Annotated in this window: 24 protein-coding genes, 1 other RNA gene and 1 riboswitch; of the genes, 13 read left to right on the forward strand and 12 right to left on the reverse strand. The window is 56.2% G+C overall.

Translation table 11 applies throughout. The features are described from left to right. Positions 1 to 115 precede the first annotated feature (115 nt). Entirely contained in the window at positions 116 to 625 is a 510-nt protein-coding gene (locus tag ACRZ91_RS12020; protein ID WP_029621890.1) for a c-type cytochrome, read from the reverse strand. Between the two features lie 119 nt (positions 626 to 744). On the opposite strand from ACRZ91_RS12020, the gene ACRZ91_RS12025 reads away from it, so the two are divergent. After that, positions 745 to 1,578: a prephenate dehydratase gene (locus ACRZ91_RS12025; protein ID WP_170476131.1), complete on the forward strand. Its 834-nt coding sequence runs from the start codon at positions 745 to 747 to the stop codon at positions 1,576 to 1,578. A 13-nt stretch (positions 1,579 to 1,591) separates the two neighbouring features. Here the strand turns inward: ACRZ91_RS12025 and ACRZ91_RS12030 are convergent, their stop codons facing one another. Genes ACRZ91_RS12030 through nudC form a run of 4 tightly spaced genes read right to left on the reverse strand, consistent with a single transcriptional unit; the run spans position 1,592 to position 4,162 of the window. Then, positions 1,592 to 2,134, reverse strand: a complete 543-nt coding sequence (locus ACRZ91_RS12030; RefSeq protein ID WP_480905596.1) for a chloramphenicol phosphotransferase CPT family protein — start codon at positions 2,132 to 2,134, stop codon at positions 1,592 to 1,594. Positions 2,135 to 2,171: 37 nt separating this feature from the next. Then, positions 2,172 to 2,657: an N-acetyltransferase family protein gene (locus ACRZ91_RS12035; RefSeq protein WP_480905598.1), complete on the reverse strand. Its 486-nt coding sequence runs from the start codon at positions 2,655 to 2,657 to the stop codon at positions 2,172 to 2,174. A 14-nt stretch (positions 2,658 to 2,671) separates the two neighbouring features. Beyond that, the gene (locus ACRZ91_RS12040) at positions 2,672 to 3,139 is read right to left on the reverse strand and encodes an SRPBCC family protein (RefSeq protein WP_480905601.1); all 468 of its coding nucleotides are present in this window, start codon (positions 3,137 to 3,139) and stop codon (positions 2,672 to 2,674) included. Positions 3,140 to 3,178: 39 nt separating this feature from the next. Further along, a complete protein-coding gene (gene nudC / locus ACRZ91_RS12045) occupies positions 3,179 to 4,162 on the reverse strand; it encodes an NAD(+) diphosphatase (RefSeq protein ID WP_480905604.1) in 984 nt (327 codons plus the stop codon). Between the two features lie 137 nt (positions 4,163 to 4,299). Here nudC and ACRZ91_RS12050 point away from each other — a divergent pair, with 137 nt between their 5' ends. The 3 genes from ACRZ91_RS12050 (at position 4,300) to rsgA (ending at position 7,541) form a co-directional block, all read left to right on the forward strand. Continuing rightward, on the forward strand, positions 4,300 to 6,216 hold the full coding sequence (locus ACRZ91_RS12050) for a bifunctional 2',3'-cyclic-nucleotide 2'-phosphodiesterase/3'-nucleotidase (protein WP_480905607.1): 1,917 nt from the start codon (positions 4,300 to 4,302) through the stop codon (positions 6,214 to 6,216). A gap of 39 nt (positions 6,217 to 6,255) precedes the next feature. Further along, positions 6,256 to 6,354, forward strand: an RNA gene (ffs, locus tag ACRZ91_RS12055) — signal recognition particle sRNA small type. A 158-nt stretch (positions 6,355 to 6,512) separates the two neighbouring features. Beyond that, a complete protein-coding gene (gene rsgA / locus ACRZ91_RS12060) occupies positions 6,513 to 7,541 on the forward strand; it encodes a ribosome small subunit-dependent GTPase A (protein WP_480905609.1) in 1,029 nt (342 codons plus the stop codon). Between the two features lie 42 nt (positions 7,542 to 7,583). Here the strand turns inward: rsgA and ACRZ91_RS12065 are convergent, their stop codons facing one another. After that, on the reverse strand, positions 7,584 to 8,435 hold the full coding sequence (locus ACRZ91_RS12065) for an alpha/beta hydrolase family protein (RefSeq protein ID WP_480905612.1): 852 nt from the start codon (positions 8,433 to 8,435) through the stop codon (positions 7,584 to 7,586). 121 nt (positions 8,436 to 8,556) lie between these two features. Next, positions 8,557 to 8,777, forward strand: a riboswitch (cobalamin riboswitch). An 87-nt stretch (positions 8,778 to 8,864) separates the two neighbouring features. Between ACRZ91_RS12065 and ACRZ91_RS12070 the strand changes: the two genes are divergently transcribed. Then, positions 8,865 to 9,272 (forward strand): hypothetical protein, encoded by a 408-nt coding sequence (locus ACRZ91_RS12070; RefSeq protein ID WP_480716224.1) that lies wholly within the window; start codon positions 8,865 to 8,867, stop codon positions 9,270 to 9,272. A gap of 3 nt (positions 9,273 to 9,275) precedes the next feature. Here the strand turns inward: ACRZ91_RS12070 and ACRZ91_RS12075 are convergent, their stop codons facing one another. Further along, positions 9,276 to 9,779 carry a protein-tyrosine phosphatase family protein gene (locus tag ACRZ91_RS12075; RefSeq protein WP_480654115.1) on the reverse strand — a complete coding sequence of 168 codons (504 nt, stop codon included), beginning with the start codon at positions 9,777 to 9,779 and terminating at the stop codon, positions 9,276 to 9,278. Between the two features lie 170 nt (positions 9,780 to 9,949). On the opposite strand from ACRZ91_RS12075, the gene ACRZ91_RS12080 reads away from it, so the two are divergent. The 3 genes from ACRZ91_RS12080 (at position 9,950) to recR (ending at position 12,913) form a co-directional block, all read left to right on the forward strand. Further along, entirely contained in the window at positions 9,950 to 11,710 is a 1,761-nt protein-coding gene (locus ACRZ91_RS12080) for a DNA polymerase III subunit gamma/tau (RefSeq protein WP_480905616.1), read from the forward strand. A gap of 200 nt (positions 11,711 to 11,910) precedes the next feature. Next, positions 11,911 to 12,255, forward strand: a complete 345-nt coding sequence (locus tag ACRZ91_RS12085; protein WP_039539825.1) for a YbaB/EbfC family nucleoid-associated protein — start codon at positions 11,911 to 11,913, stop codon at positions 12,253 to 12,255. 64 nt (positions 12,256 to 12,319) lie between these two features. Beyond that, a complete protein-coding gene (gene recR / locus ACRZ91_RS12090; RefSeq protein ID WP_480905619.1) occupies positions 12,320 to 12,913 on the forward strand; it encodes a recombination mediator RecR in 594 nt (197 codons plus the stop codon). Between the two features lie 23 nt (positions 12,914 to 12,936). Here recR and ACRZ91_RS12095 read toward each other — a convergent pair whose 3' ends face one another. Together ACRZ91_RS12095 and ACRZ91_RS12100 are read right to left on the reverse strand one after the other, a co-directional pair. Beyond that, a complete protein-coding gene (locus ACRZ91_RS12095; protein ID WP_480905622.1) occupies positions 12,937 to 13,419 on the reverse strand; it encodes an SRPBCC family protein in 483 nt (160 codons plus the stop codon). Beyond that, a complete protein-coding gene (locus ACRZ91_RS12100; RefSeq protein ID WP_260023239.1) occupies positions 13,412 to 13,750 on the reverse strand; it encodes an ArsR/SmtB family transcription factor in 339 nt (112 codons plus the stop codon). The genes ACRZ91_RS12095 and ACRZ91_RS12100 overlap by 8 nt, the downstream gene beginning before the upstream one ends. A gap of 149 nt (positions 13,751 to 13,899) precedes the next feature. Here ACRZ91_RS12100 and ACRZ91_RS12105 point away from each other — a divergent pair, with 149 nt between their 5' ends. After that, positions 13,900 to 14,388: a hypothetical protein gene (locus ACRZ91_RS12105; RefSeq protein WP_480905625.1), complete on the forward strand. Its 489-nt coding sequence runs from the start codon at positions 13,900 to 13,902 to the stop codon at positions 14,386 to 14,388. On the opposite strand, the gene ACRZ91_RS12110 is transcribed toward ACRZ91_RS12105, so the two are convergent. After that, positions 14,385 to 15,026 carry a ribonuclease T2 family protein gene (locus ACRZ91_RS12110; protein WP_480905628.1) on the reverse strand — a complete coding sequence of 214 codons (642 nt, stop codon included), beginning with the start codon at positions 15,024 to 15,026 and terminating at the stop codon, positions 14,385 to 14,387. The genes ACRZ91_RS12105 and ACRZ91_RS12110 overlap by 4 nt on opposite strands. A 130-nt stretch (positions 15,027 to 15,156) precedes the next feature. Between ACRZ91_RS12110 and ACRZ91_RS12115 the strand changes: the two genes are divergently transcribed. Together ACRZ91_RS12115 and ACRZ91_RS12120 are read left to right on the forward strand one after the other, a co-directional pair. Next, on the forward strand, positions 15,157 to 15,918 hold the full coding sequence (locus ACRZ91_RS12115) for a DUF1013 domain-containing protein (protein ID WP_480905631.1): 762 nt from the start codon (positions 15,157 to 15,159) through the stop codon (positions 15,916 to 15,918). A 54-nt stretch (positions 15,919 to 15,972) separates the two neighbouring features. Beyond that, positions 15,973 to 16,362: a hypothetical protein gene (locus ACRZ91_RS12120; protein WP_319545389.1), complete on the forward strand. Its 390-nt coding sequence runs from the start codon at positions 15,973 to 15,975 to the stop codon at positions 16,360 to 16,362. 42 nt (positions 16,363 to 16,404) lie between these two features. Here ACRZ91_RS12120 and ACRZ91_RS12125 read toward each other — a convergent pair whose 3' ends face one another. Both ACRZ91_RS12125 and ACRZ91_RS12130 read right to left on the reverse strand, forming a co-directional pair. After that, on the reverse strand, positions 16,405 to 17,436 hold the full coding sequence (locus ACRZ91_RS12125; protein ID WP_480905634.1) for a permease: 1,032 nt from the start codon (positions 17,434 to 17,436) through the stop codon (positions 16,405 to 16,407). After that, positions 17,429 to 17,737 carry an ArsR/SmtB family transcription factor gene (locus tag ACRZ91_RS12130; protein ID WP_170476167.1) on the reverse strand — a complete coding sequence of 103 codons (309 nt, stop codon included), beginning with the start codon at positions 17,735 to 17,737 and terminating at the stop codon, positions 17,429 to 17,431. Before ACRZ91_RS12130 ends, ACRZ91_RS12125 begins: the two co-directional genes overlap by 8 nt. Before the next feature lie 125 nt (positions 17,738 to 17,862). Here ACRZ91_RS12130 and pdxR point away from each other — a divergent pair, with 125 nt between their 5' ends. Both pdxR and xsc read left to right on the forward strand, forming a co-directional pair. Continuing rightward, positions 17,863 to 19,323 carry a MocR-like pyridoxine biosynthesis transcription factor PdxR gene (pdxR, locus tag ACRZ91_RS12135; RefSeq protein ID WP_480905637.1) on the forward strand — a complete coding sequence of 487 codons (1,461 nt, stop codon included), beginning with the start codon at positions 17,863 to 17,865 and terminating at the stop codon, positions 19,321 to 19,323. 124 nt (positions 19,324 to 19,447) lie between these two features. Continuing rightward, a complete protein-coding gene (gene xsc / locus ACRZ91_RS12140; protein ID WP_170771483.1) occupies positions 19,448 to 21,223 on the forward strand; it encodes a sulfoacetaldehyde acetyltransferase in 1,776 nt (591 codons plus the stop codon). Positions 21,224 to 21,351 lie beyond the last annotated feature (128 nt).

Here is a 21,351-nt window from a genome sequence, read left to right on the forward strand (position 1 = left end):
CACTGTCAGTTGCAAGTTTAGAATGCGTGAGCGCTTTGTGAAGTTTTTCTCACGTAAAAAATAAAAGCCGCTGCTTGGCGCAGCGGCTTTGAATTCTTGCGTAATGATCAAAAGATCAGTTGCCGATGGTCTGCAGGTAAGCAATCAAGTCGGCGCGATCCTGTGGTTTTTTCAGGCCCGCAAAGCTCATCGAGGTGCCCGAGATATAGCTGCTGGGTCGGGTCAGGAAGGCATCAAGCGCTTCAGGCGTCCAGTTGCCGCCATGTGCCTGCATAGCTGCAGAATAGCCGGTAAACCCTTTTGCCGAAGCTACAGGGCGATCTACGATGGCATAAAGGTACGGGCCAGTGCCGTTCGCGCCGTCTTCCAATTTGTGGCAAGCGGTGCATTTACGGAACACCCTTGCTCCTTTTTCAGGATCGGCTGCTGCCAGAATCTCTTCGAAGACCACCTCTTCACCGTCGGCACTTTCGCCCGAGCTTTCGGATTCGATAACGTAGGCAGCCTCGGCATGATGGCTATCACTGCTATAGAGGACATCCGCCCCCCATTTTGCCAGAAGCAGCACCAGGAAGGTGCCAAACAGGCCTGCTGCGGCCTTGGTAACTGTCATCGTGTCGAACATTGATCGCGAGTCCACTTTAGCTGTCTTCCGGGTGTCTAAGGCTTCCCCTGACAAGAGGCAAGGTATAGACACCGCGACTAAACGCCCAATTCAAGAACTTGTTGCACGGAAACGACCAAATGACCAATCGCATAGCATTTCAGGGAGAACCTGGCGCCTATAGCCACGAGGCTTGCCGCAACGCGCGCCCGGATATGGACGCACTGCCCTGCCGTACATTCGAAGATGTGATCGAATCGGTGCGTTCGGGCGAAGCTGATCTGGCAATGTTGCCGGTTGAAAACACCACCTATGGCCGCGTCGCGGATATCCACCGCCTGCTTCCCCATAGCGGGCTGCATATTATCGATGAGGCATTTGTGAGGGTGCATATCAATTTGCTTTCCGTACCCGGCGCCAAGTTGGAAGACATCACCGAAGCGCATTCACACCTTGTTTTGCTGCCACAATGCGCAGGATTTCTGCGAGAGCACGGAATTCGCGGACGGGTCAGCCCAGATAATGCCCGCGCCGCGCGAGAAGTTGCTGAGGCTGGTAACAAGCATTCCGCAGCTTTGGCCAGTGAACTTGCAGGCGAAATCTACGGCCTCAACGTATTGGCGCGACATATTGAAGATCAGGGAGATAATACGACCCGGTTTCTAGTGATGTCACGAGAGGTCGACGATTCGCGTCGTGGCGAACATGGGATGATCACCAGTTTCGTCTTTCAGGTCCGAAACATCCCGGCCGCGCTATACAAGGCAATGGGTGGATTTGCCACCAATGGCATCAACATGACCAAGCTGGAAAGCTACATGGTCGACGGCTCATTCACTGCGACGCAGTTCTATGCGGATATCGTAGGCCACCCGGATGATCGCAATGTAAAATTGGCGATGGATGAACTAGAGCATTTCACCACCAATGTTGAGGTGCTTGGCGTCTACCCGGCGGCGCAGCCCCGCGGGTAACATTTCGCTGTCGCTACACCTCCTGCGAGGCAAACTCAGAGCTCCGTGTCCCATTGCGCCATGCATCGAGGATGAGATCGACATTTCCATCGATGTCATCCATCGAATTGACTTCCAGATCATAGACCCTGCCTATGTGAATGACCTGTTGGTCACTCACCGCGCTGCCTTGTTCGCGGTCACCGTGCGCCATTTCTCTTTCGATTAGGAGGTCGGTGGGGCAATGCACAGCCACAAACAATACATCATGACCTGCCAGATGCCGCTTTAGCATTTCTGCCCATTCAGGCGTATCCAGAATATGTTCGATGATCAGATTGTTTCCTGCATTTGCATAGGCCGCCAAAGTCGCATGGAAACCATCAAAGAACTTGCCACGCTCGATCGACCAATCGAATTCTCTGCTTTGAAAGCGCCGCATGGGCAGAACGCCAGAGTCCCGAAGATGATCAATCGAGATGTGCCAGAATGGCACCTCTGCCGCCCTTTGCAATGCCCGTGCCAGTGTCGTTTTCCCACTGCTGGATGCACCGTGAAGAAAGATGATCTGCGACATGTTTTAGGGCGTGCTTATCATTTGGGTGTTGCCAGGCTCAGACTTTGGGAACATGAAAGATCTTGCATACTGCACCTTCCATCCGGCGATATTCTCGAAATCCCATGGCTTCATAGTACCCAAGCCCCTCGGGATTGGCGGCCCCAATCGTCGCGTCGATAGCAGGTAAACCCTTATGTCGAGCGGCCTCAAGCGTCGATTCAAATAGTGCCCGCCCCACACCGCGTCGCGCAGCAGACGGCCGAATATGTGTGCCGATGATACCCAAGCCGACCGCAACCTCATAGGGGTTGTTTTCGGTGGCAAGTTTCAGCGATTGGAAACCCAAAATTTCTCCGTTTGGCGTGACAGCAACACTACACCGAATACGTTCGGGATCGCTGATGTAATGCCCCAAAGCAAAAGTAGCGTTGCTGTCTTTGCTTCGCTTACCGGCAGCCACGAGCTCGGTCAGCACCTTGGCAATTCCATCAGCATCAGCCTCAACAGCTTCGCGGATGATCGGTAGATCCAATCTACTCATCTACTCCCTCATATTCAGGCACCATGCAGGTGCCGTTCTTCCATGTCCCGCGCAAATTCGCTGAGCCGCGTCTGAAACTGTCGGCGGAACCTGGATTGCCCGAGCTTCAAAGACTGTAGCAATAGCCGTGCGGGAAGGGTTTTTGCGCCCAGCGATGTCTCAATCCGCAAACGTGTCCGACGTTGAGACAGTGCCAAAAGCTCGACAACCGTATCACCGTTCATTCCCTTACTACTGGATTGAAAGCGCATCAGAGACGGGCTGTCATATTCCGTCATCTCTATGGCAATCTGACGTGGTTTACCGCGTATCTTGAACTCGGTCTCCCATGCGGTTCTGGTCTGTGGCACCGCAGAATCGGCGATTCTCCTCACTTCAATCCCGCGCCGCAAGGCCATGCGTTCAAAGCGCTCAAAATCAGAAATCATGGTGAAGACCGTATCAATCGGAACTTCGATATCTTCCTGCGCTGAAAACTGCATGTTCGTTTTACTCTGCCCTTGATTGAGTCCAGTTTCTCGTCAGTCCAGTGTGTCTGCAAGCCAGTGTTGCAACAAAAAATGTGCAATCGCGCCCTTTCGGGCTGGCAGGAGCTTGGGGTGGTCCCCGGCAAAGGCCTGCATCATCTCGGTCCGGGTGACCCACATCGCATCTTCGATTTCAACTGGGTCGATCTGAATATCGCGCGAAAGGGCTTCGCCTGCACAGCCAAACATCAGGGATGCAGGAAAGGGCCAAGGCTGGCTGGAAAGATAGCGCACTTCGCCCACGGGTACTCCGGCTTCTTCCATCACCTCGCGCCGTACTGCGGCTTCGAGCGTTTCGCCGGGTTCAACGAAGCCCGCCAAAAGTGAATACATCCCCTCGGGCCAGCCAGGAGAACGGCCCATCAGAACTGAATTTCCGTTCGTTATCAGCATGATAACAACCGGATCTGTGCGCGGGAAATGCTGCCCGCCACAGGCTGGGCAGCTGCGTTGCCATCCAGCTTGAACCATCTCACTATGTGCACCGCACTGGGCGCAAAACTGATGCGTTTCATGCCAGCCGATCACCGCCTTGGCGGTTGCTGCCAACTCTGCATCACGTGGATTCAGCCGTGCCATGATCCGGCGTAGCTCGACAAACACATGCCCTTTGGGCAAGTCGGGGTGTTGTTGTTCGCTACCATCCACAAACTTCCCGACAGCAGAGAGGTCTAGCCCCTCGGCCGCCCAATCAGATATATCCAAGGCAAACATAGGCGATCCGTCGTCCATACACCCGAGCAGGACGGGCACCTCGATCACACCACCTGGACCATTTTTGAGAATATCGTGGGACATGGGAAGCAGCGCCAACTGATCCACAGCGTCACCCTTAGCCAAAATTTTGCCGCGCCACAGCAGAACACATGCTGCTGACGGGTCAGCATGGGCCTGCGCCAATTTGTCCGCATCGCCTCGCAGCAATCCTGCCCGGTCCAGCCCAGAGCCGCCAAAAGTTACCTGTTCTGCGCGTTTCATGCCTGTCATTCCTGTATTTGCGCAAAGGGCTGCCATGTCTTGACCACCGGTGCAACGGGGTATTCACAGATCAATATTTCTTGCGCCGTCGAAAGACCGCAGCAATGCCTCGGAATTTGCACTAAATACAACTCATAGTGAAGTTTACGTTACACAATCATCCAGAAGTAAGAATATTGAAAGCCGAAGTTTTTCCGCCTCAAAATCGATATTCCAAAGGTCGCGCGCACATTCAGATCTTGGCGACCTCTGATCTTCATATGCACATGACGTCATACGACTATTATGCCGATCGCCCCGATCCTGATGTCGGCCTCGCCCGCACCGCAAGCATGATCCGGGTCGCCCAAGAACAGGCGGAACGCAGCGGGGCGCTGGTTTTGCTATTCGACAATGGCGATAGCCTGCAAGGTACCCCGTTTGGCGACTGGGCGGCCGAAGCCATGCCAGCCCAACACCCTTTGCCCAAGGCGTTCAATATCCTGGGGTATGATGCAGTCGGATTGGGCAACCACGATTTTGGATTTGGACTAAAGTTCATCAATCGCATCACAGGTCAGTTCGAGTGTCCGGTTGTTTGCAGCAACATGAAAAGCAACACTCCCGAACAGGGCTGGGTGTCCCAAGCAATTCTGCAGCGCACAATCAGTATCGGAGGAGAAGATGTTCCTATTAGCATAGGTGTTCTTTCTGTCCTGCCACCTCAGACCGCCCGGTGGGAGGCGCATATGCTGCGGGATGACGTGCAAATTGCCGATATCCTAACCGCAGCACAACGTACAGCAGCAGAACTGCGCAAAGATGGATGCGATTTGGTCGTCGCGCTGGCTCATTCAGGCCTCGGTTCGGCAGAGGCACAGCCAGAACTGGAAAATGCCGTTATTCCGCTTGCGGCTCTGACAGGCATTGATGCAATCGTTGCTGGCCATACACACCTGACTCTGCCGGGCGCGGCGCATGTCGGTTTGAAACATGTCGACAGCAATCGCGGACTTGTAAATGGCAAACCGGTGGTGATGCCGGGTTGGGGAGGCTCACACCTCGGCCTCATTGATTTGACACTGGGTCGAGATATTGACGGCTGGCACATCGTCAAGAGCGAAGCCGAATTACGCGCAGTCAATCCCGCAAAATCGCCGGTGACCGATTGTCCCGAGTTGGCACAGTTGTTTGCCCAAGGCCACACAGCAACACGCGCCCGCGCGGCCAAGCCCGTCGGCAATGTCCCACACCCATTACACAGCTATTTTTCGTTCTGCGCCCCTGACCGTGGGTTGGCGCTTATCGCAACCGCTCAAGCTGCAGCGCTTCGGCCATACCTTATGAATACCGAATGGGCAGACCATCCCGTCCTGTCAGCCGCCGCCCCCACCAAATTCGGAGGCCGCGCAGGAACTCGGTTTTATACCGATGTCCCGGCGGGAAGTATCTCGGTACGCAATGTGGCTGATCTGTGCGTGTTTCCAAACGAGTTGCGTGCCACTTTGATCACCGGAGAACAGGTTCGTGATTGGCTTGAGATGTCCGCCGGACTGTTCAATCAGCTTTCGCTGAATGATCCAGTCAACCTCATCGATCCTCTGCGGGCGGGGTATTATTTTGATGTACTGCATGGCGTGACCTGCCGGTTCGACCTGTCTCAACCCGCTCGTTTCGATGCAACCGGACGGATCACAGATCCCGGCCATAGCCGCGTTCGCGATCTTACATTTCAAGGGTTGCCTGTCGCCCCCGATCAAAGGTTTGTTGTTGCACTCAACAATTATCGCGCCAGCGGGGGCGGTCATTTTCCTGTCGACTTTCAAGCAGATCAGATAAACCTGCCGTCGCTGCGCATTCACGAAATCCTGTGCGATTCCATCGCGGGAAGATCGCCCGTAGACCCATTGGAACAAGCTCCTCAGCCGTTCTCGTTTGTGCCGACCCAAAGCCGCGGAGCAATTCTGACCACCGGTCCCGGCGCGGACAAATACCTGGAAGAATTGGCGGATTATGATCCCCAGATACTGCCCCGTGATACCGATGGGTTTATGCGCATTCATCTGACCTTCTGACGGGTTGCCATTTTACAGCCGGAGGCCTATATCGATGTTCGAGAGGTTGGCGCGGGCGAGCGCCTCGCCAACCTGGTCAGGTCCGGAAGGAAGCAGCCACAACGAGCCCCGCTTGGGTCGATGTCCAACCTCTCACTTTGAACCCATTAGCCGTAGGAGGGCGTTTATGATTGTAGCAATGACCCTTCGGGCAGACCGGTTCTGATTCTTTTTTCCAGCTGACTGCCTGAATACCTCACCTGCGAATGCGCGTTCGCCGTTCGACAGGATTGTTGTTTCTGATTACAGGCAGACACATGTCACTTTCCTTATCGGACCTCGGATGGTCCTCTCACTTTGCAGCTCAGCATGCGGCTGAGCCGTCTCTTCTCCCCTTTCGCATCGCAGCCGTTCACCGGGATCGGTTGATCGGGTTGAGTCCAGAAGGCGAGACTCCCCTACTCTCCCCAGACCAACCAACTGGTGCTTTTGCCGTCGGAGATTGGGTGCTGACCGATGAAAACAAACGCATACGCAGTGTTCTGGAACGGCGCAGCCTGCTGCAGCGCCGGGCTGCGGGCACAGGCGTCGCAGCACAGTTAATCGCGGCCAATGTGGATGTGCTGTTCATCGTCAGTTCCTGCAATGCCGACTTCAACCTGCCCCGACTAGAGCGCTATCTTGCGCTGGCCCATCAGGCAGGCAGCTATCCGGTGATCGTTCTGACCAAGTCGGACACCTGCGACAACGCAATTGCTTATGTCGAACAGGCCCAGTCACTGGCCCCGTTTCTGACAGTTTTGGCCGTAAATGCCTTGGATCAGTCCGATATCGAACAGGTCCTGTCGTGGTGCCCGAAGGGACAGACCAGCGCCCTGGTCGGATCGTCTGGCGTTGGCAAGACGACACTCGCCAACGGGATGACTGGACAGGATCAAGCCACCGCAGGCATTCGCGAAGATGATGCGCGTGGCAGGCACACAACAACAGCACGTGCGTTACATCGAATGAGCAACGGAGGTTGGTTGATCGATACACCCGGTATGCGTGCGTTGCGCCTGTTGGACGCGCAAGAGGGTGTGGACGAGGTATTCTCGGACATCTCTGACCTGAGCCTGAACTGCCGATTCTCTGATTGTCAGCACGACACCGAGCCCGGCTGTGCGATACAGGCTGCAATCGAAACCGGGGCACTTGATCCCGCACGGCTGGACCGATGGCACAAGCTGTGTCGCGAAGATCAGCACAATTCGGCTTCGGTGGCACAGGCACGCGCACGCGACAAAGCGTTTGGGAAAATGGTGCGCAGCGTGATGCACGAGAAAAAATCCCGCAAGGGACTGTGACCTTTCTGGGCACCGGTTACCGGTGCCCAGCATTTCAGGCGATCAACCGGGGCCAGACGGCAGCGTTTCGCCGGGCAAACGCGCCGATATGGCCGACTTCGGATAACCCGAATTCATTTGCCGAAAGCAGATGGCGCCGCGCGCCAGAACCATAGAGGTCGGCAAGCCGCCAAACCGCCTGGGGGGGGGCACAACCTGATCATCCTCAAAGGCGAATATGTCAACTTGCCTGCCCATGTCGGCCCAGCGGTTTGCCGGCAAGGTGTCTCCGATTTCGGGTACATAACTTTGGGGCGCTGTGCACCATTTGCGCCATTGCCAGTAAACTTGGGATGGCAGATCTGTTCCAAAACCCAAAGCCTTTCCAGGCAAATACCCGAGCGAATGTACCGCCAGGGGCGCATGACCGTACCAGAACAACGTCGCCAAAGCACGGTAAGGCCAAGGATGATCCCTCAGCGTAACCAGACCGGAACAGACACAGATCATCCTGTCGATCTGATTGATATCGGGTTGGACCGGACCAAACATCCCGCCCAAAGAATGCCCGATACTCCAAAGCTTGGCCTGTGGAAACCTCCGCCGCATTTCGGTCCGTGCAGCCGGAATGTCGATCAGCGCCCAATCCGCCATGGTGACACGCGATTGCTTTTGTGAGCCTGTCAGAGAGTGACCAAAATCCCTGTAGTCATAGGTAAGGCAGGCCATGCCGTGCGCTTTTGCAAGCCAACTTGCGAAATGCTGGTAGTAATCTCTGGGCACACCGGTTGCGCCGTTGATCACAACAACTTTGTCTGGTTCTGCGACAGGGTGATAGAGCCGTGCCGACAGTATTGCCGGGCCGGACTGAAACTGAATGTCCTCGGTGACAACCGCTTGCTGTGTGTCCAACATGGTGCCCTCTGAAATCAACTGAACCGATCAGTTCACCCAAGGCGCGCCGAGTCAAGGTTGACGTGGCTGGACCGTGCGTCACATGCCATCATCAATCTTCTTGACTCCCGAACGATTGTACCGCTAGCGATGACGTGATGGTTCTCGCGCCCAACTGGGCCGGGATGAAAAGGGAACACGGTGCGGTTCTGCCCGGATAAAACCGGAACGAACCCAGTCCGAGACTGCCCCCGCAACTGTAAGCGGAGAGCGATGTCGAAATGCCACTGGCCTTGAAGGTCGGGAAGGTCGGCAAAGCAATGACCCGCAAGTCAGGAGACCTGCCATCAAATCGAAACTGAAACTCGGGCGGGGTGTCCGGGCAGGGCAAGACCGCATGCATGCTGTCCCTCCTGATTGATGCCCCTGCCCTGCGCGGAGGGCGCATGAATGATCTGGAAGACCAACACGCATAAATTCTCGGCAACAATTTGCCAACGGACCGGGAAAAACTGCCCCGCTTTGGCACGACTGGCACGGGCACTGGCCACTTCGGTTGGAAAAGCTGGCCCCACGACCACCGCAGGATTCGGAATCGAAGGAAGCTGCGATTTGACTCATTGCGCCAGTGGGTGCACCGCCCGATTTCGCTCCGGTCCCGAAGAAACCCGAGTGTTCTGTGATGCCGATTCAGACGTCGCGATCGACCATCTGGACAGCTATGCAGACCTGATGTTTGGCACGGACTCGCACCCCATCCCTGGAGGCACCTTGTCCCGACCGCCTTGCGCGATGCTGGAAGTGTTAACCCTGGGCGGAAGTACTCGGGCGCAGGCTGAATACCGTCCGTCGGCTTGATCGCTATTCGGCTACCAAGACACTGGCAGGCGCAGTCGCCCAGCGCAGCTGCGCGTCGGTTTCAACTGCACATGGGCGTAACGCTCGCAATCTATTCAATGCCTCGTCCGGGTGCTCTCCACACTCGACCATTAAGCGTAATACAGCCATACCAGAACGGCCACATCCGCCTTTGCAGTGGATTAGTACTCGGCCTCCACCCGATAATGCGTGGCGAGCGGACTCGCTGGCATCCACCCAGCGCATATCAATGTCGTCGGAAGGTATACCGTAATCCTCGACTGGCAGATGAACCCAGCGACAAGCGCGGCTGCGAACATCGGCCCCAAAATCCCTGGCGCCATCAAGGATCATCTCGACCTCGGTAGTCATTGACAGAATAAGGCCGGGCTTCCATCCGGTAACCGCATCAAGATCACCGGAATAGTCTCCTCCTCGCCCTGGCATTGAAGTTAACGCAAGCGTGCCCCCGCCCACTTGAAGTGCATGGATAACAATCTGAGCCATTCTACGCTCCCCCCGAAACGCTGATCAGAAAATCTTTCTGGCTGGTCTTAGACTGTACGATATTAACCGCGTCGGCCAGCAATCCAAAATGAAAATCCTCGCGGCTTGCTGTGGACGCGGGCAGCGGGGGCCTCTACGCTGCGGCGTAACTCGAATCCGACAGAGCAGACATGACCGATACGCCAAGCCCCGCCTACCAGGTTCTTGCCCGCAAATACCGTCCTGAAACCTTTGCCGATCTGGTCGGTCAGGACGCGATGGTACGCACACTGAAAAACGCGTTCGAGGCGGACCGGATCGCTCAGGCCTTTATCATGACCGGCATCCGTGGCACCGGTAAAACAACCACAGCCCGGATCATCGCGAAGGGGATGAATTGCATCGGGCCTGATGGCGAAGGTAAACCCACCACCGAACCCTGCGGTCAGTGCGAGCATTGCGTCGCCATCATGGAAGGCCGCCACGTCGATGTGATGGAGATGGACGCCGCCAGCCGGACTGGTGTGAACGACATCCGTGAAATCATCGACAGTGTCCGCTACCGTGCCGCCAGCGCACGCTACAAGATTTACATTATCGACGAGGTCCACATGCTATCGACCAGCGCTTTCAACGCGCTGCTCAAGACGCTTGAGGAACCACCCGAGCATGTGAAATTCATCTTCGCCACGACCGAGATCCGCAAGGTCCCGGTCACGGTTTTGTCGCGCTGCCAACGTTTCGATCTGAGGCGGATCGAACCCGAAGATATGATCGGCCTGTTGCGCAAGATCGCTGAATCCGAGAATGCGCAGATCGCCGATGACGCATTGGCGCTAATCACCCGAGCCGCCGAAGGATCCGCCCGTGACGCAACCTCGCTGTTGGATCAGGCGATTTCGCACGGTGCGGGTGAAACCAGCGCAAATCAGGTGCGCGCCATGCTGGGGCTAGCGGATCGGGGTCGGGTGCTGGATCTGATGGACATGATCCTGCGCGGTGATGCGGCCGGTGCTTTGACCGAACTTAGCGGACAATATGCAGAAGGTGCTGATCCTCTGGCTGTGCTCCGCGATCTGGCTGAGATCACCCATTGGGTTTCAGTGGTCAAAATCACCCCTGATGCCGCCGAAGATCCAACCGTTTCACCCGACGAACGTGCCCGAGGCCAACAGATGGCCGAAGCGCTGCCAATGCGTGTTCTGACCCGCATGTGGCAAATGCTGCTCAAAGCTCTGGAAGAGGTCTCGGCTGCACCCAACGCCATGATGGCTGCAGAAATGGCTGTGATCCGCCTGACCCATGTGGCCGACCTGCCAAGTCCGGAAGAACTGATCAAGCGCTTAAAGGATGCACCTCCACCCCCCAATGGCGGGCCAGGATCGGGCATCGGAGTGCCAGGCCAGGCGAGCCCTGCGCCACAGGCCACTGCCCGACCGGCCTATACCTCTTCGGCCATCGGTGGGAATGCAGGCGGACCGAGTGCTGCTCTGGCTCAGGACGTACAGGCAGCACTAGCGCGGTATCCCACTTTTGAACATGTGGTTGAATTAATCCGTGCCAACCGGGATGTGAAACTGTTGGTCGAGGTCGAAAACGGGGTACGCCTCGTGTCGTACCAACCGGGACGGATTGAATTTACCCCGACCGACAATGCCCCGACCGATCTATCTCAACGGTTGGGTGCATCGCTGCAGCGCTGGACGGGTAACCGTTGGGCAGTATCGATTGTCTCAGAAGGCGACGCTCCGACAATTGCGGAAGTTCGGGATGCCGCTGATCTGGCTCTCAAAGCCGAAGCGGAAAAGCATCCACTGGTGCAAGCGGTTCTGAGTCATTTCCCGAAAGCGCGGATCAGAAGCATCGAAACAGCCGAGCAACGCGCTGCTCAGGTCGAAACTGAAGCCCTGCCCGAAGTAGATGACGAATGGGATCCGTTCGAGGAAGACTGATCCTGTAAGCGATCTCCTCAATTCAGCCAGGTGCTCCCGTGCCGCCACGGCTCCTCGGCTGACGCCGACGATCCTGCCCGGGCCAAACCGAGGAAAGGTCTTGTCAAAGGTCTTGACGACGGGCGGGAGTGTCCTGACCTCTTGTGTCGCGCGGTTACGCTTCGTATCTAGGCCTCAAATCGAGTGACAGGAGATTACCGATGCTTAAAGGACTCGGCGGCCTGGGTGACATGGCCAAAATGATGAAATCTGCGCAGGACTTGCAGACCAAGATGACCGAGATGCAGGAAGAACTGAACAACCTGATGGTTGTCGGTGAATCGGGCGCCGGGCTGGTCAAAGCCACCGCGACTGCCAAGGGTGAGTTAAAAGGTCTGGATATCGACCCGTCGATCTTCAACGGCGATGACAAGGAAGTGGTCGAGGACCTCATCCTCGCTGCGATCAAGGATGCCCAAACTAAGGCACAGGAGCGCTCGCAGGCTGAAATGGCCAAGCTGACAGAAAGCATGGGTCTGCCCGCAGACATCAAGCTGCCGTTCTGATACACCCTCCTGACGGATCAATGGCCGGGGCTTACCTACCCGGCCTCTTTGCAGGAGCTTCGCGGTGAGTTCGAACAGCGACATCGACAATCTGATCGACCTTATGGCCAAGCTGCCCGGCCTCGGCCCTCGCTCGGCCCGACGCGCCGTCCTGCACCTGATCCGCAAACGCGCCCTGCTTCTAACGCCGCTTTCAGATGCCATGCAGCAGGTGGCTGTCACGGCCCGTGAATGCCTAAACTGCGGCAATGTGAGCACGACCGATATCTGCGACATCTGCAATAGCGAAGACCGTGCAACCGGGGAACTGTGCGTCGTAGAAGACGTCGCCGACCTCTGGGCGATGGAGCGCGCCGGGGTTTTCAAGGGTCGCTACCATGTTTTGGGCGGCACTTTGTCAGCACTGGACGGTGTCGGCCCGGATGAATTACGTATTCCTCGGCTAAAGGATCGGGTTCTGGCCGAGGGTATCACCGAGATCATCCTCGCCCTAAACGCCACCGTTGATGGCCAAACCACCGCACATTACATCGCCGACCAACTCGATGGACAGGCCCGCCTGACTTCCCTAGCGCAGGGCGTCCCGATTGGAGGCGAGTTGGATTATCTGGATGATGGGACGATCACAGCGGCGCTTAGGGCAAGGAAGGAACTTTAGACCGTCAGATCAAGGCCGAAGCATCATCTTTCCTTGAGAACAGCATCCAGCTTCTCGAATGCTTGCTTCCATCCGCCTTCGCCTGCACTTCCGGCAGGCACGCCCCGATGGATCATGGTCATGCGTGTCCTACCATCCTGTTCGAGAAGATCAATAATCACCTCGGTTATGTCTGGGCTTCCCTCGGGCATCCCCATATCTTTTGGCGAAAGAATATTTCCATCCTCGTCACACATGCTCTCGGTATAGACTAACCGGGACGGTTCTGAGATTTCTTTATATACGCCAGTAAACCACATCCTCATGGTGGTTTCCGGCGTTTTCATTTCCATACAAACCTTTCGTATACCTCCGACACGCAAATCGATCTCTGCAGTTGGAACTGAGAACCCTTTGGGCCCGTACCATTTCTGAAAAAGCGCCGGATCGGTCCACATACGCCAGACCCGGTTCGCCGGAGCCTGGAATTCCTGCACAATTCGCACCCAGTTTTCTGAGTCACTCATCATTCAAATCCTTTATTTCGCTAAGTAGTTTTTCCATCGCTTCAAACCGAACCTCCCAAATATGACGATATTGGTCAGTCCAGTTTGCAATCGATTCCAAAGGCTCCGGGTTTAGTCTGCAGGGTCGGAACTGAGCGTTTCTTGAACGCTCAATCAGCCCGGCCTCTTCCAAAACACGAAGATGTTTAGAGATTGCCGGCATGCTTACATCGAACGGCTCGGCCAGTTCTTTTACTGTTGCTTCTCCTTGCGCCAATCGCGCCAGCATGGCGCGGCGCGCAGGGTGTGCAAGAGCGGCAAATGCAAAATCCAATTTTTTGTCGTCAGTCATAATCCCATTAATAAACCACTAGGTTAATTAATCAACTGGTAAAATAAAAGGACAGATCACCCTGCAGTTTGAATCTCTCGAATTCTCTTTGGAAGAGAATGGTTTGCGGTTACTAAGGGTCAGTGCCACTTACGATTTGGAATGATCTGATGTCCCGACTTTTTGCCTTGACCCTAGCCGCCTTCACCGCCACCGCCGCCCTGTCGCAGGAACTCATCGACAAGGGCTTTGTCGAAGGCTGGAACATCATGATGGACCCCAACCTCGGCAATGGGTGCCTGATCCAGACGGTGTATCAGGATCTTTCGGTGGTGCGGCTGGGCTATGACGCGCTGGACGATCGTGGATATTTCACCGTTTACAACAAGGCTTGGGGCGACATCAAACCAGGGCAGAGCTACCCGATCCGGTTCGAGTTGGACGGCAAAAGCTTTGACGCCACCGCCATCGGGTTCAAACAGGATCGTGTGCCCGGCGCTACGGTGTTCTTTACCGACCGGAGTTTCGTCACCTCGATTGCGCAGAACAAGACCATGACCGTTTACAACCCAGAGGGTCAGACTGTCATGGCAATTGATCTGAAAGGCACGGCCAAAGCACTGGAATATGCGCGCGATTGCCAGAACAAAAAGCTTTAACGAATCGGATCAAACACGGCGTCTTTAGCGGTGCAATCACGGATCACGTCTCGCCCACAGGGCACCGGGCCAAGATCGCGGGACAGGCACAGGCGGACCTCTTCGATATATCCCTGCTTGCAGGTGATCGTGATCATGTCTGGTTCCAGATTGGCGTTGGCCTTGAGAAATGCTTCTTCCACCACCGAAGCAGGCAATTTGACCGACGCATCGAGTTTACGAAACACGTCGGGTCGCGTGACGCCTTCATAGGCCTTTCGTGACAGCGCAAAATAGTCTGGCGCACTCAGACCCGAGCAGGTTCCGTGCTTTTTCCATTGATGCCATGCCAGCCCGGATGAGCCCTGAATGTCCTCCATTTCCCGCGTCATACGGCGTGATGGCGGAGTCTCGACCGTGCGGCAGTAAGAGGGCCAGCCCTGGTGATATTGCGGCCATAGCCCGTGCAGGATCCATCCGTGATCGTGCCGGGCATCGCATTGATCCGATCCGCGCGCATCCCCCTCGCGGGCGCACCAGTTGGGTGACCAGCTGAGCGACAGGACATAGTAGTCGAATTCTCCCGCTTGCTCGCCATCGGCCAGCGCTGCCATCGCGCTGAAGAACCACAATACCAGCCCCAGAATACCTTGGCGCATTCGCCTCTTCCCTTCTTTAGCTGTCGCGACTATATAGGCCCCAAGTTCCCCGACAACGGAAACCTGCCCCAAAGCCTCGGGGCCGCCGCATTCCGGCGACGGGACAGATGTATTTATAGGAGACGGGCTGATGGCAAAACCGCTTATGGCCAAGGCAACCGCCGTATGGCTGGTGGACAACACCACGATCAGCTTCAAGCAGATCGCGGATTTCGTAGGAATGCACGAGCTGGAGGTGCAGGGCATCGCGGATGGTGATGTGGCTGCTGGTGTCAAAGGATTTGACCCGATTGCCAACAACCAGCTGACCCAGGAAGAGATTGATACCGCGCAGAACAATCCGCTGCACAAGCTGAAACTTAAGTTCAACCCAGCCGCTTCGGGCGAAGAAAAGCGCCGCGGCCCGCGGTATACCCCATTGTCCAAGCGGCAGGACCGTCCGAACTCGATCCTGTGGCTGGTCAAGTTCCACCCGGAACTCAGCGATGGTCAGATCGCCAAGCTGGTTGGCACCACCAAGCCGACCATCCAGTCGATCCGCGAGCGGACGCACTGGAACATCTCGAACATGCAGCCGATCGATCCGGTTGCTCTGGGCTTATGCAAACAGTCCGAACTGGATGCCATCGTGCAGAAGGCGGCGGCCAAGAAATCTGCTGAAGGCGGCGTTATGAGCGATGATGAGCGTCGCAAGCTGGTGTCGACCGAGCAATCGCTGGAAATGGATTCTGCACCAAAGATCCCGACCGCGATTGAAGGCCTAGAGACGTTCTCGCTGTCCGACGAGCCTGAAGACAAAGAAGACGATGAGCCAATCGTTGATGCCGATAGCTTCTTCAACCTGCCCAAAGGTGGCGGCGACGAAGAAGACGAAGACGATCTGCGCCCCTGAGACGCTAACGGCCCCGATACCCAATAATCGGGGTCACATTTCCAAGGGAAACTGATGCTTAGCATTCTGTCAGCAGTTTTTGGACCGCACCGCGCCGTATCGATTTATGTGTTCCTGAAATCCTGGTGGTTGGCGATCACCGGCGCCATCGCAATGATTGCCATCGTTGCAGGCTTATTGTTGCTGAATGACGACGGCAAGCACGAGCACGAAGCGTTTTTAACCGTTGCGGTTTTGTCAGCAACGCCGATCAATGGAGATCTCAAAAACGGGGTTATTGCATCGGTGCGCCTGCCTGATGGTTCGGCAACTTCGATTACGTCTACAGAAAGCCCTATTGCGCGTTCAGTGGGCACTGAGGCCTGCATCGAAAAACGTGTGTACGTGGCGAGTGGTGAGCCGCGATACAGGTTCAAGCTGCCGCGGTACTGCGAAGCAGGTTAGTAAAGCAAAACCGCCCGGTGTCTGCACCGGGCGGTTTTACATTCAGATCATCTGGAATGCGATGCCTGCGATGATGGCCCCGCTGATGCCAAGCGCCAGATAGGTTGCGAAAACGCGAGGTTTGACCAGCGACCACACCGCCGCCATTGCAGGGATTGAGCTGACGGCTCCAGCCACCATGAATGACATCGCAGCACCAGCGCTCATACCTTGTTCCATAAGGCCTGCCAGCAGCGGTGGCGCGACGTAAGAGTTCAGATAGGCCGGCATTCCGACCAATGCTGCGACAACGATGGGAACAACGCCTTCACCGCCGACAACTCTGGCAATCAGGTCCGCTGGAACATAGCTGACCAGCAGTGCTTCGAGTACGTAAGCAAATGCCAGCCATTTCAGCAGGAATAGACCGTTGTGAACAAACTCAGCCCGAAAACGCGAGCGGCGTTCAGGCTCCTTCCAGAACTGCCATACGGGCTTGTCATCCTTCTTTGGTCCGCATCCACAGCATCCCGCTGGTTTGTATTCGCGCAACGGCTGTGCGAACGCGCCGCCCTTCTTCAGGGCGCGTACTGCGAATCCGCCGAACAGCCCCAAGGCAACGGCGGCTACGGCTTTGCCGATCGCAAATGGCCAGCCCAACGCACCAGCTGTGATAAGCAATGTCGGCGGGTCGATAAGCGGGGAACTGAGCCAGAATGCCATGACTGCCGATAAGGGCGCACCCAGGGCCAACAATCCCGCGATGAACGGGATGACTTCGCAGGAACAAAAGGGCGCCAGTCCGCCAAACAAGGCAGCAAGAAAGATCATCCGCGTCTCACGCCCTTCAAACGCGCGGGCTACCATCACTTCAGCTCCGGTTGCCTTGAGGTAGGACAGCAGCAAAACGGCAAACAGGATGTATTGCCCTGTATGCGCAAGTGCCTTACCGGAAAATGTCACGATTTCGGCCCAGTTACTTGGGTCAAGAACGGCCACCAGCACCAGGATGACCACGATCAGCGCCCACGGCGTTTTGATCAGACTGACCAGATTTCTCGCCGAGGGTTTGGGGTTTTGGGTCAACTCAGCCATCGTTCGCGGCCTTTTCTACCTCATCTGCACAGCATTCGCTGAGGATGAACTGCGCAAGATTTCTCAACTCATCAAAGCACGCCCGATTGATTGTAGTGCGCCCGATCTTTTCTTGTTCAACAACACCACCAGCAGCGAGAAACCGCAGATGATGCGCCAATGTCGACGGCGCGATGCCCGTACGAGACTGGATTTCTCCGACAGTCAGCCCGGTCTCGCCGGCGCGCACCAACGTTTTCAGAACTTTCAGCCGGGCTTCGGACCCCATGGCCGAAAAACCGGCAGCGGCTTCTTCCCACACAAGCTTTCTCCATATAACTAGTTTTATAGTTATATAGCTCAATAACCAACCAACGTCAACCAAACAGATGCGAACGGCTATAAGTCCAGATTGCTTCCATCTTAAGTCCAGCCTATAACGACGCTATGGGCATTTCGGTCGACACGTTCTTTCTTGAGCGCAACGGGCAAGGCACGTTGCAGGCGCAGCTTCAGCAGCTGATCGCCGAAGGCATTCTTTCAGGGCGTTTTCATGTTGGCGAGAAACTGCCCTCGTCTCGCAAACTTGCGGCTCATCTGGGTGTCAGCCGGATTACCGTTACCCTTGCCTACACTGAGCTTCTGGCAAACGATTATCTGACCGCCAAAGGCCGGTCGGGATACTATGTGTCGGAAAACGCTCCGGTGCCGCCAACCTATGCCCCGGTTCGGCGTGATAACGAGAATGTAGACTGGGACCGTGCCTTTGCCCGCCGTTTTTCGGATGGCGATGTATTGACCAAGCCTAGCAACTGGCGCGATTACCGCTATCCGTTCATCTATGGTCAGGTCGACAGAAAACTGTTCGACCACGCAAACTGGCGCCTCTGTGCAGTAAGGGCGCTTGGACACAAAGATTTCCATTCATTGACCGGGGACTATGTCGACCAGGATGATCCTCTGCTGCTTGAATTCATTGCAAGGCACACTCTGCCACGCAGAGGCATCGTGGCTCGGCCCGAGGAAATCCTGATCACTCTGGGTGCTCAGAACGCACTTTGGCTGGCCTCGCGCATTTTGCTTAACCGTAATCGAAGAGCCGCGATTGAGGATCCCTGCTATTACGCCTTGCGTGATCTTCTGATCCACTCAGACTGCCAGCTATCCTATCTGAAGGTTGATCGTGAGGGTTTGCTCCCAGATACGATACCGGACGATACTGACGTAATTTTCACCACTCCCAGCCACCAGTGCCCTACCAGCGCAACGATGCCGGTTGATCGCCGCAATGCCCTGTTGAGCCGCGCCCGGGAATTGGACGCGATGATTGTCGAGGATGACTATGAGTTCGAGATGTCATTTCTGGGTGCCCCGTCGCCAGCGCTGCGATCGATGGATCGGGACGGGCGAGTAATCTATGTAGGCAGCTTCTCAAAATCTCTGTTTCCGGGGCTTCGTCTGGGTTACATGGTCGGTTCCGAGCCCTTTATCCGCGAAGCCCGAGCACTCCGGTCACTCGTACTGCGCCACCCTCCTGGCCACATGCAGCGCACAGCAGCCTATTTTCTGTCGCTTGGTCACTACGACGCGCAGATCAGGCGAATGTCCAAAACACTGCAACGCCGACGTGAAGCAATTGAAGAAGCGATCAAGCAGTATGGCCTGACGGTAGCAGGTCGCGGCATGCTTGGCGGCTCTTCGATCTGGATGCAGGCACCAGAACGTATCGACACGACGAAACTGGCAAGCGATCTGCAGCGTCAAAGCGTCCACATTGAACCTGGCGAGCCCTTCTTTTCCGGCCCGAACCGACCGCAGAACTACTATCGATTGGGGTATTCCGCAATTTCGTCAGCGCGCATCGGACCCGGCATCCAGCAAATCGCTGAGACTATTCGTCAGTCTTGAGGCGTACTGGACCTAAGTCACCACCAGTTCTGGCCCTAACGCCACAGACACCCGTACGCCAAAACCGACCAGAAAACCGGGTCCCTAACCCTGGTCCCGCCATCTATGATCGGAGATTACGCAGATGAAGATGACCACCGAAGAAGCCTTTGTAAAAACCCTGCAGATGCATGGCATCGAACATGCGTTCGGAATCATCGGTTCTGCGATGATGCCAATTTCTGACATTTTTGAGAAAGCTGGTATCACTTTTTGGGATTGCGCGCACGAAGGTTCGGGCGGAATGATGGCTGATGGCTACACCCGCGCGACCGGCAAAATGTCGATGATGATCGCCCAGAACGGCCCCGGCATCACCAACTTTGTCACCGCTGTTAAGACTGCTTACTGGAACCACACCCCGCTGCTGCTGGTCACCCCGCAGGCCGCCAACAAGACCATGGGTCAGGGCGGTTTCCAGGAGATGGAGCAGATGCGCATGTTCGCCGACTGCGTTTGCTATCAGGAAGAAGTGCGTGACCCCAGCCGTATGGCCGAAGTGCTGAGCCGCGTCATCATGAACGCCAAACGCGCGTCGGCCCCTGCGCAGATAAACGTCCCGCGCGACTTCTTCACTCAGGTCATCGACATCGATCTGCCTGCTGTTGTTGAATTCGAGCTGCCTTCGGGTGGCGCAACGGCTGTGTCCGAAGCTGCCGCGCTGCTGTCGAACGCAAAGAACCCTGTCATCCTAAACGGTGCAGGCACAGTTCTGTCGAATGGTGGCATCGAAGCGTCGAAAGCACTGGCCGAGCGTCTGGACGCTCCGGTTTGCGTTGGTTACCAGCACAACGACGCCTTCCCCGGCTCGCACCCGCTTTTCGCTGGCCCGCTGGGCTATAACGGCTCGAAAGCCGGTATGCAGTTGATCAAGGAAGCAGACGTTGTTCTGTGCCTCGGCACCCGCCTGAACCCGTTCTCGACCCTGCCGGGTTACGGCATGGAGTACTGGCCGGCAGACGCGAAGATCATTCAGGTCGACATCAACCCTGACCGTATCGGCCTGACCAAGAAGGTCTCGGTTGGTATCGTGGGCGATGCGGCAACTGTTGCCACCAACATTCTGAATCAACTGTCTGATACAGCCGGTGACGAAGGTCGTGATGCGCGCAAAGCGAAGATCGCAGAAACCAAATCGCGTTGGGCACAAGAACTGACCTCGATGGATCACGAGCAGGACGATCCGGGCACCACCTGGAACGAACGTGCCCGTGCTGCCAAGCCGGATTGGCTGAGCCCCCGTAAAGCATGGCGCGCAATCCAGTCCGCTCTGCCAAAAGAGGCGATCATCTCGTCCGACATCGGCAACAACTGCGCCATCGGCAACGCCTACCCTTCATTCGAAGAAGGCCGCAAATATCTGGCCCCCGGCCTGTTCGGCCCCTGTGGCTATGGTCTGCCTTCGGTCATCGGCGCCAAGATCGGCTGCCCTGATGTACCTGTTGTCGGTTTCTCGGGTGATGGTGCCTTCGGCATCGCAGTTACCGAACTGACCGCCATCGGCCGCGAAGAATGGCCCGCCATCACGCAGGTTGTGTTCCGCAACTATCAGTGGGGTGCGGAAAAGCGTAACTCAACCCTGTGGTTCGATGACAACTTCGTCGGCACAGAGCTGGACACCAAAGTGTCTTATGCTGGCATCGCCAATGCGTGCGGCCTGAAAGGCGTCATCGCACGCACTCAGGACGAGTTAACCGCTGCGCTGAGCCAGGCGGTCGAAGACCAGAAGAACGGCATCACCACACTGATCGAAGCAATGATCAACCAGGAACTGGGTGAACCCTTCCGCCGTGATGCGATGAAGAAGCCAGTTGAAGTTGCCGGAATCGACGCGGCCGACATGCGACCACAGCAGGTTTGATCGCTGTAAAATCAAAGTCCGGACCGGGTTCAACCGGTCCGTCAAACAAAAGCAGAGGAAGAGGCTTTCGCGCTCTCTTCCTCTGAGTGGTTAAGCCCCGCGTTCCTACGCCCCAGAGCGTCCAACAC

The organism is Ruegeria sp. O11 (assembly GCF_056535285.1).

Bases quoted from the DNA above. Each gene is read 5' to 3' on its own strand.
- ACRZ91_RS12125 (WP_480905634.1), bottom strand. From the start codon at position 17,436: ATGGCTGAGTTGACCCAAAACCCCAAACCCTCGGCGAGAAATCTGGTC.
- nudC (WP_480905604.1), bottom strand. From the start codon at position 4,162: ATGAAACGCGCAGAACAGGTAACTTTTGGCGGCTCTGGGCTGGACCGG.
- ACRZ91_RS12120 (WP_319545389.1), top strand. From the start codon at position 15,973: ATGCTTAGCATTCTGTCAGCAGTTTTTGGACCGCACCGCGCCGTATCG.
- ACRZ91_RS12110 (WP_480905628.1), bottom strand. From the start codon at position 15,026: ATGCGCCAAGGTATTCTGGGGCTGGTATTGTGGTTCTTCAGCGCGATG.
- ACRZ91_RS12040 (WP_480905601.1), bottom strand. From the start codon at position 3,139: ATGCAGTTTTCAGCGCAGGAAGATATCGAAGTTCCGATTGATACGGTC.
- ACRZ91_RS12085 (WP_039539825.1), top strand. From the start codon at position 11,911: ATGCTTAAAGGACTCGGCGGCCTGGGTGACATGGCCAAAATGATGAAA.
- ACRZ91_RS12095 (WP_480905622.1), bottom strand. From the start codon at position 13,419: ATGAGTGACTCAGAAAACTGGGTGCGAATTGTGCAGGAATTCCAGGCT.
- ACRZ91_RS12105 (WP_480905625.1), top strand. From the start codon at position 13,900: ATGTCCCGACTTTTTGCCTTGACCCTAGCCGCCTTCACCGCCACCGCC.
- ACRZ91_RS12100 (WP_260023239.1), bottom strand. From the start codon at position 13,750: ATGACTGACGACAAAAAATTGGATTTTGCATTTGCCGCTCTTGCACAC.
- ACRZ91_RS12115 (WP_480905631.1), top strand. From the start codon at position 15,157: ATGGCAAAACCGCTTATGGCCAAGGCAACCGCCGTATGGCTGGTGGAC.
- ACRZ91_RS12030 (WP_480905596.1), bottom strand. From the start codon at position 2,134: ATGTCGCAGATCATCTTTCTTCACGGTGCATCCAGCAGTGGGAAAACG.
- xsc (WP_170771483.1), top strand. From the start codon at position 19,448: ATGAAGATGACCACCGAAGAAGCCTTTGTAAAAACCCTGCAGATGCAT.
- rsgA (WP_480905609.1), top strand. From the start codon at position 6,513: ATGTCACTTTCCTTATCGGACCTCGGATGGTCCTCTCACTTTGCAGCT.
- ACRZ91_RS12075 (WP_480654115.1), bottom strand. From the start codon at position 9,779: ATGGCTCAGATTGTTATCCATGCACTTCAAGTGGGCGGGGGCACGCTT.
- ACRZ91_RS12065 (WP_480905612.1), bottom strand. From the start codon at position 8,435: ATGTTGGACACACAGCAAGCGGTTGTCACCGAGGACATTCAGTTTCAG.
- ACRZ91_RS12080 (WP_480905616.1), top strand. From the start codon at position 9,950: ATGACCGATACGCCAAGCCCCGCCTACCAGGTTCTTGCCCGCAAATAC.
- ACRZ91_RS12070 (WP_480716224.1), top strand. From the start codon at position 8,865: ATGATCTGGAAGACCAACACGCATAAATTCTCGGCAACAATTTGCCAA.
- pdxR (WP_480905637.1), top strand. From the start codon at position 17,863: ATGGGCATTTCGGTCGACACGTTCTTTCTTGAGCGCAACGGGCAAGGC.
- ACRZ91_RS12025 (WP_170476131.1), top strand. From the start codon at position 745: ATGACCAATCGCATAGCATTTCAGGGAGAACCTGGCGCCTATAGCCAC.
- ACRZ91_RS12020 (WP_029621890.1), bottom strand. From the start codon at position 625: ATGTTCGACACGATGACAGTTACCAAGGCCGCAGCAGGCCTGTTTGGC.
- ACRZ91_RS12035 (WP_480905598.1), bottom strand. From the start codon at position 2,657: ATGAGTAGATTGGATCTACCGATCATCCGCGAAGCTGTTGAGGCTGAT.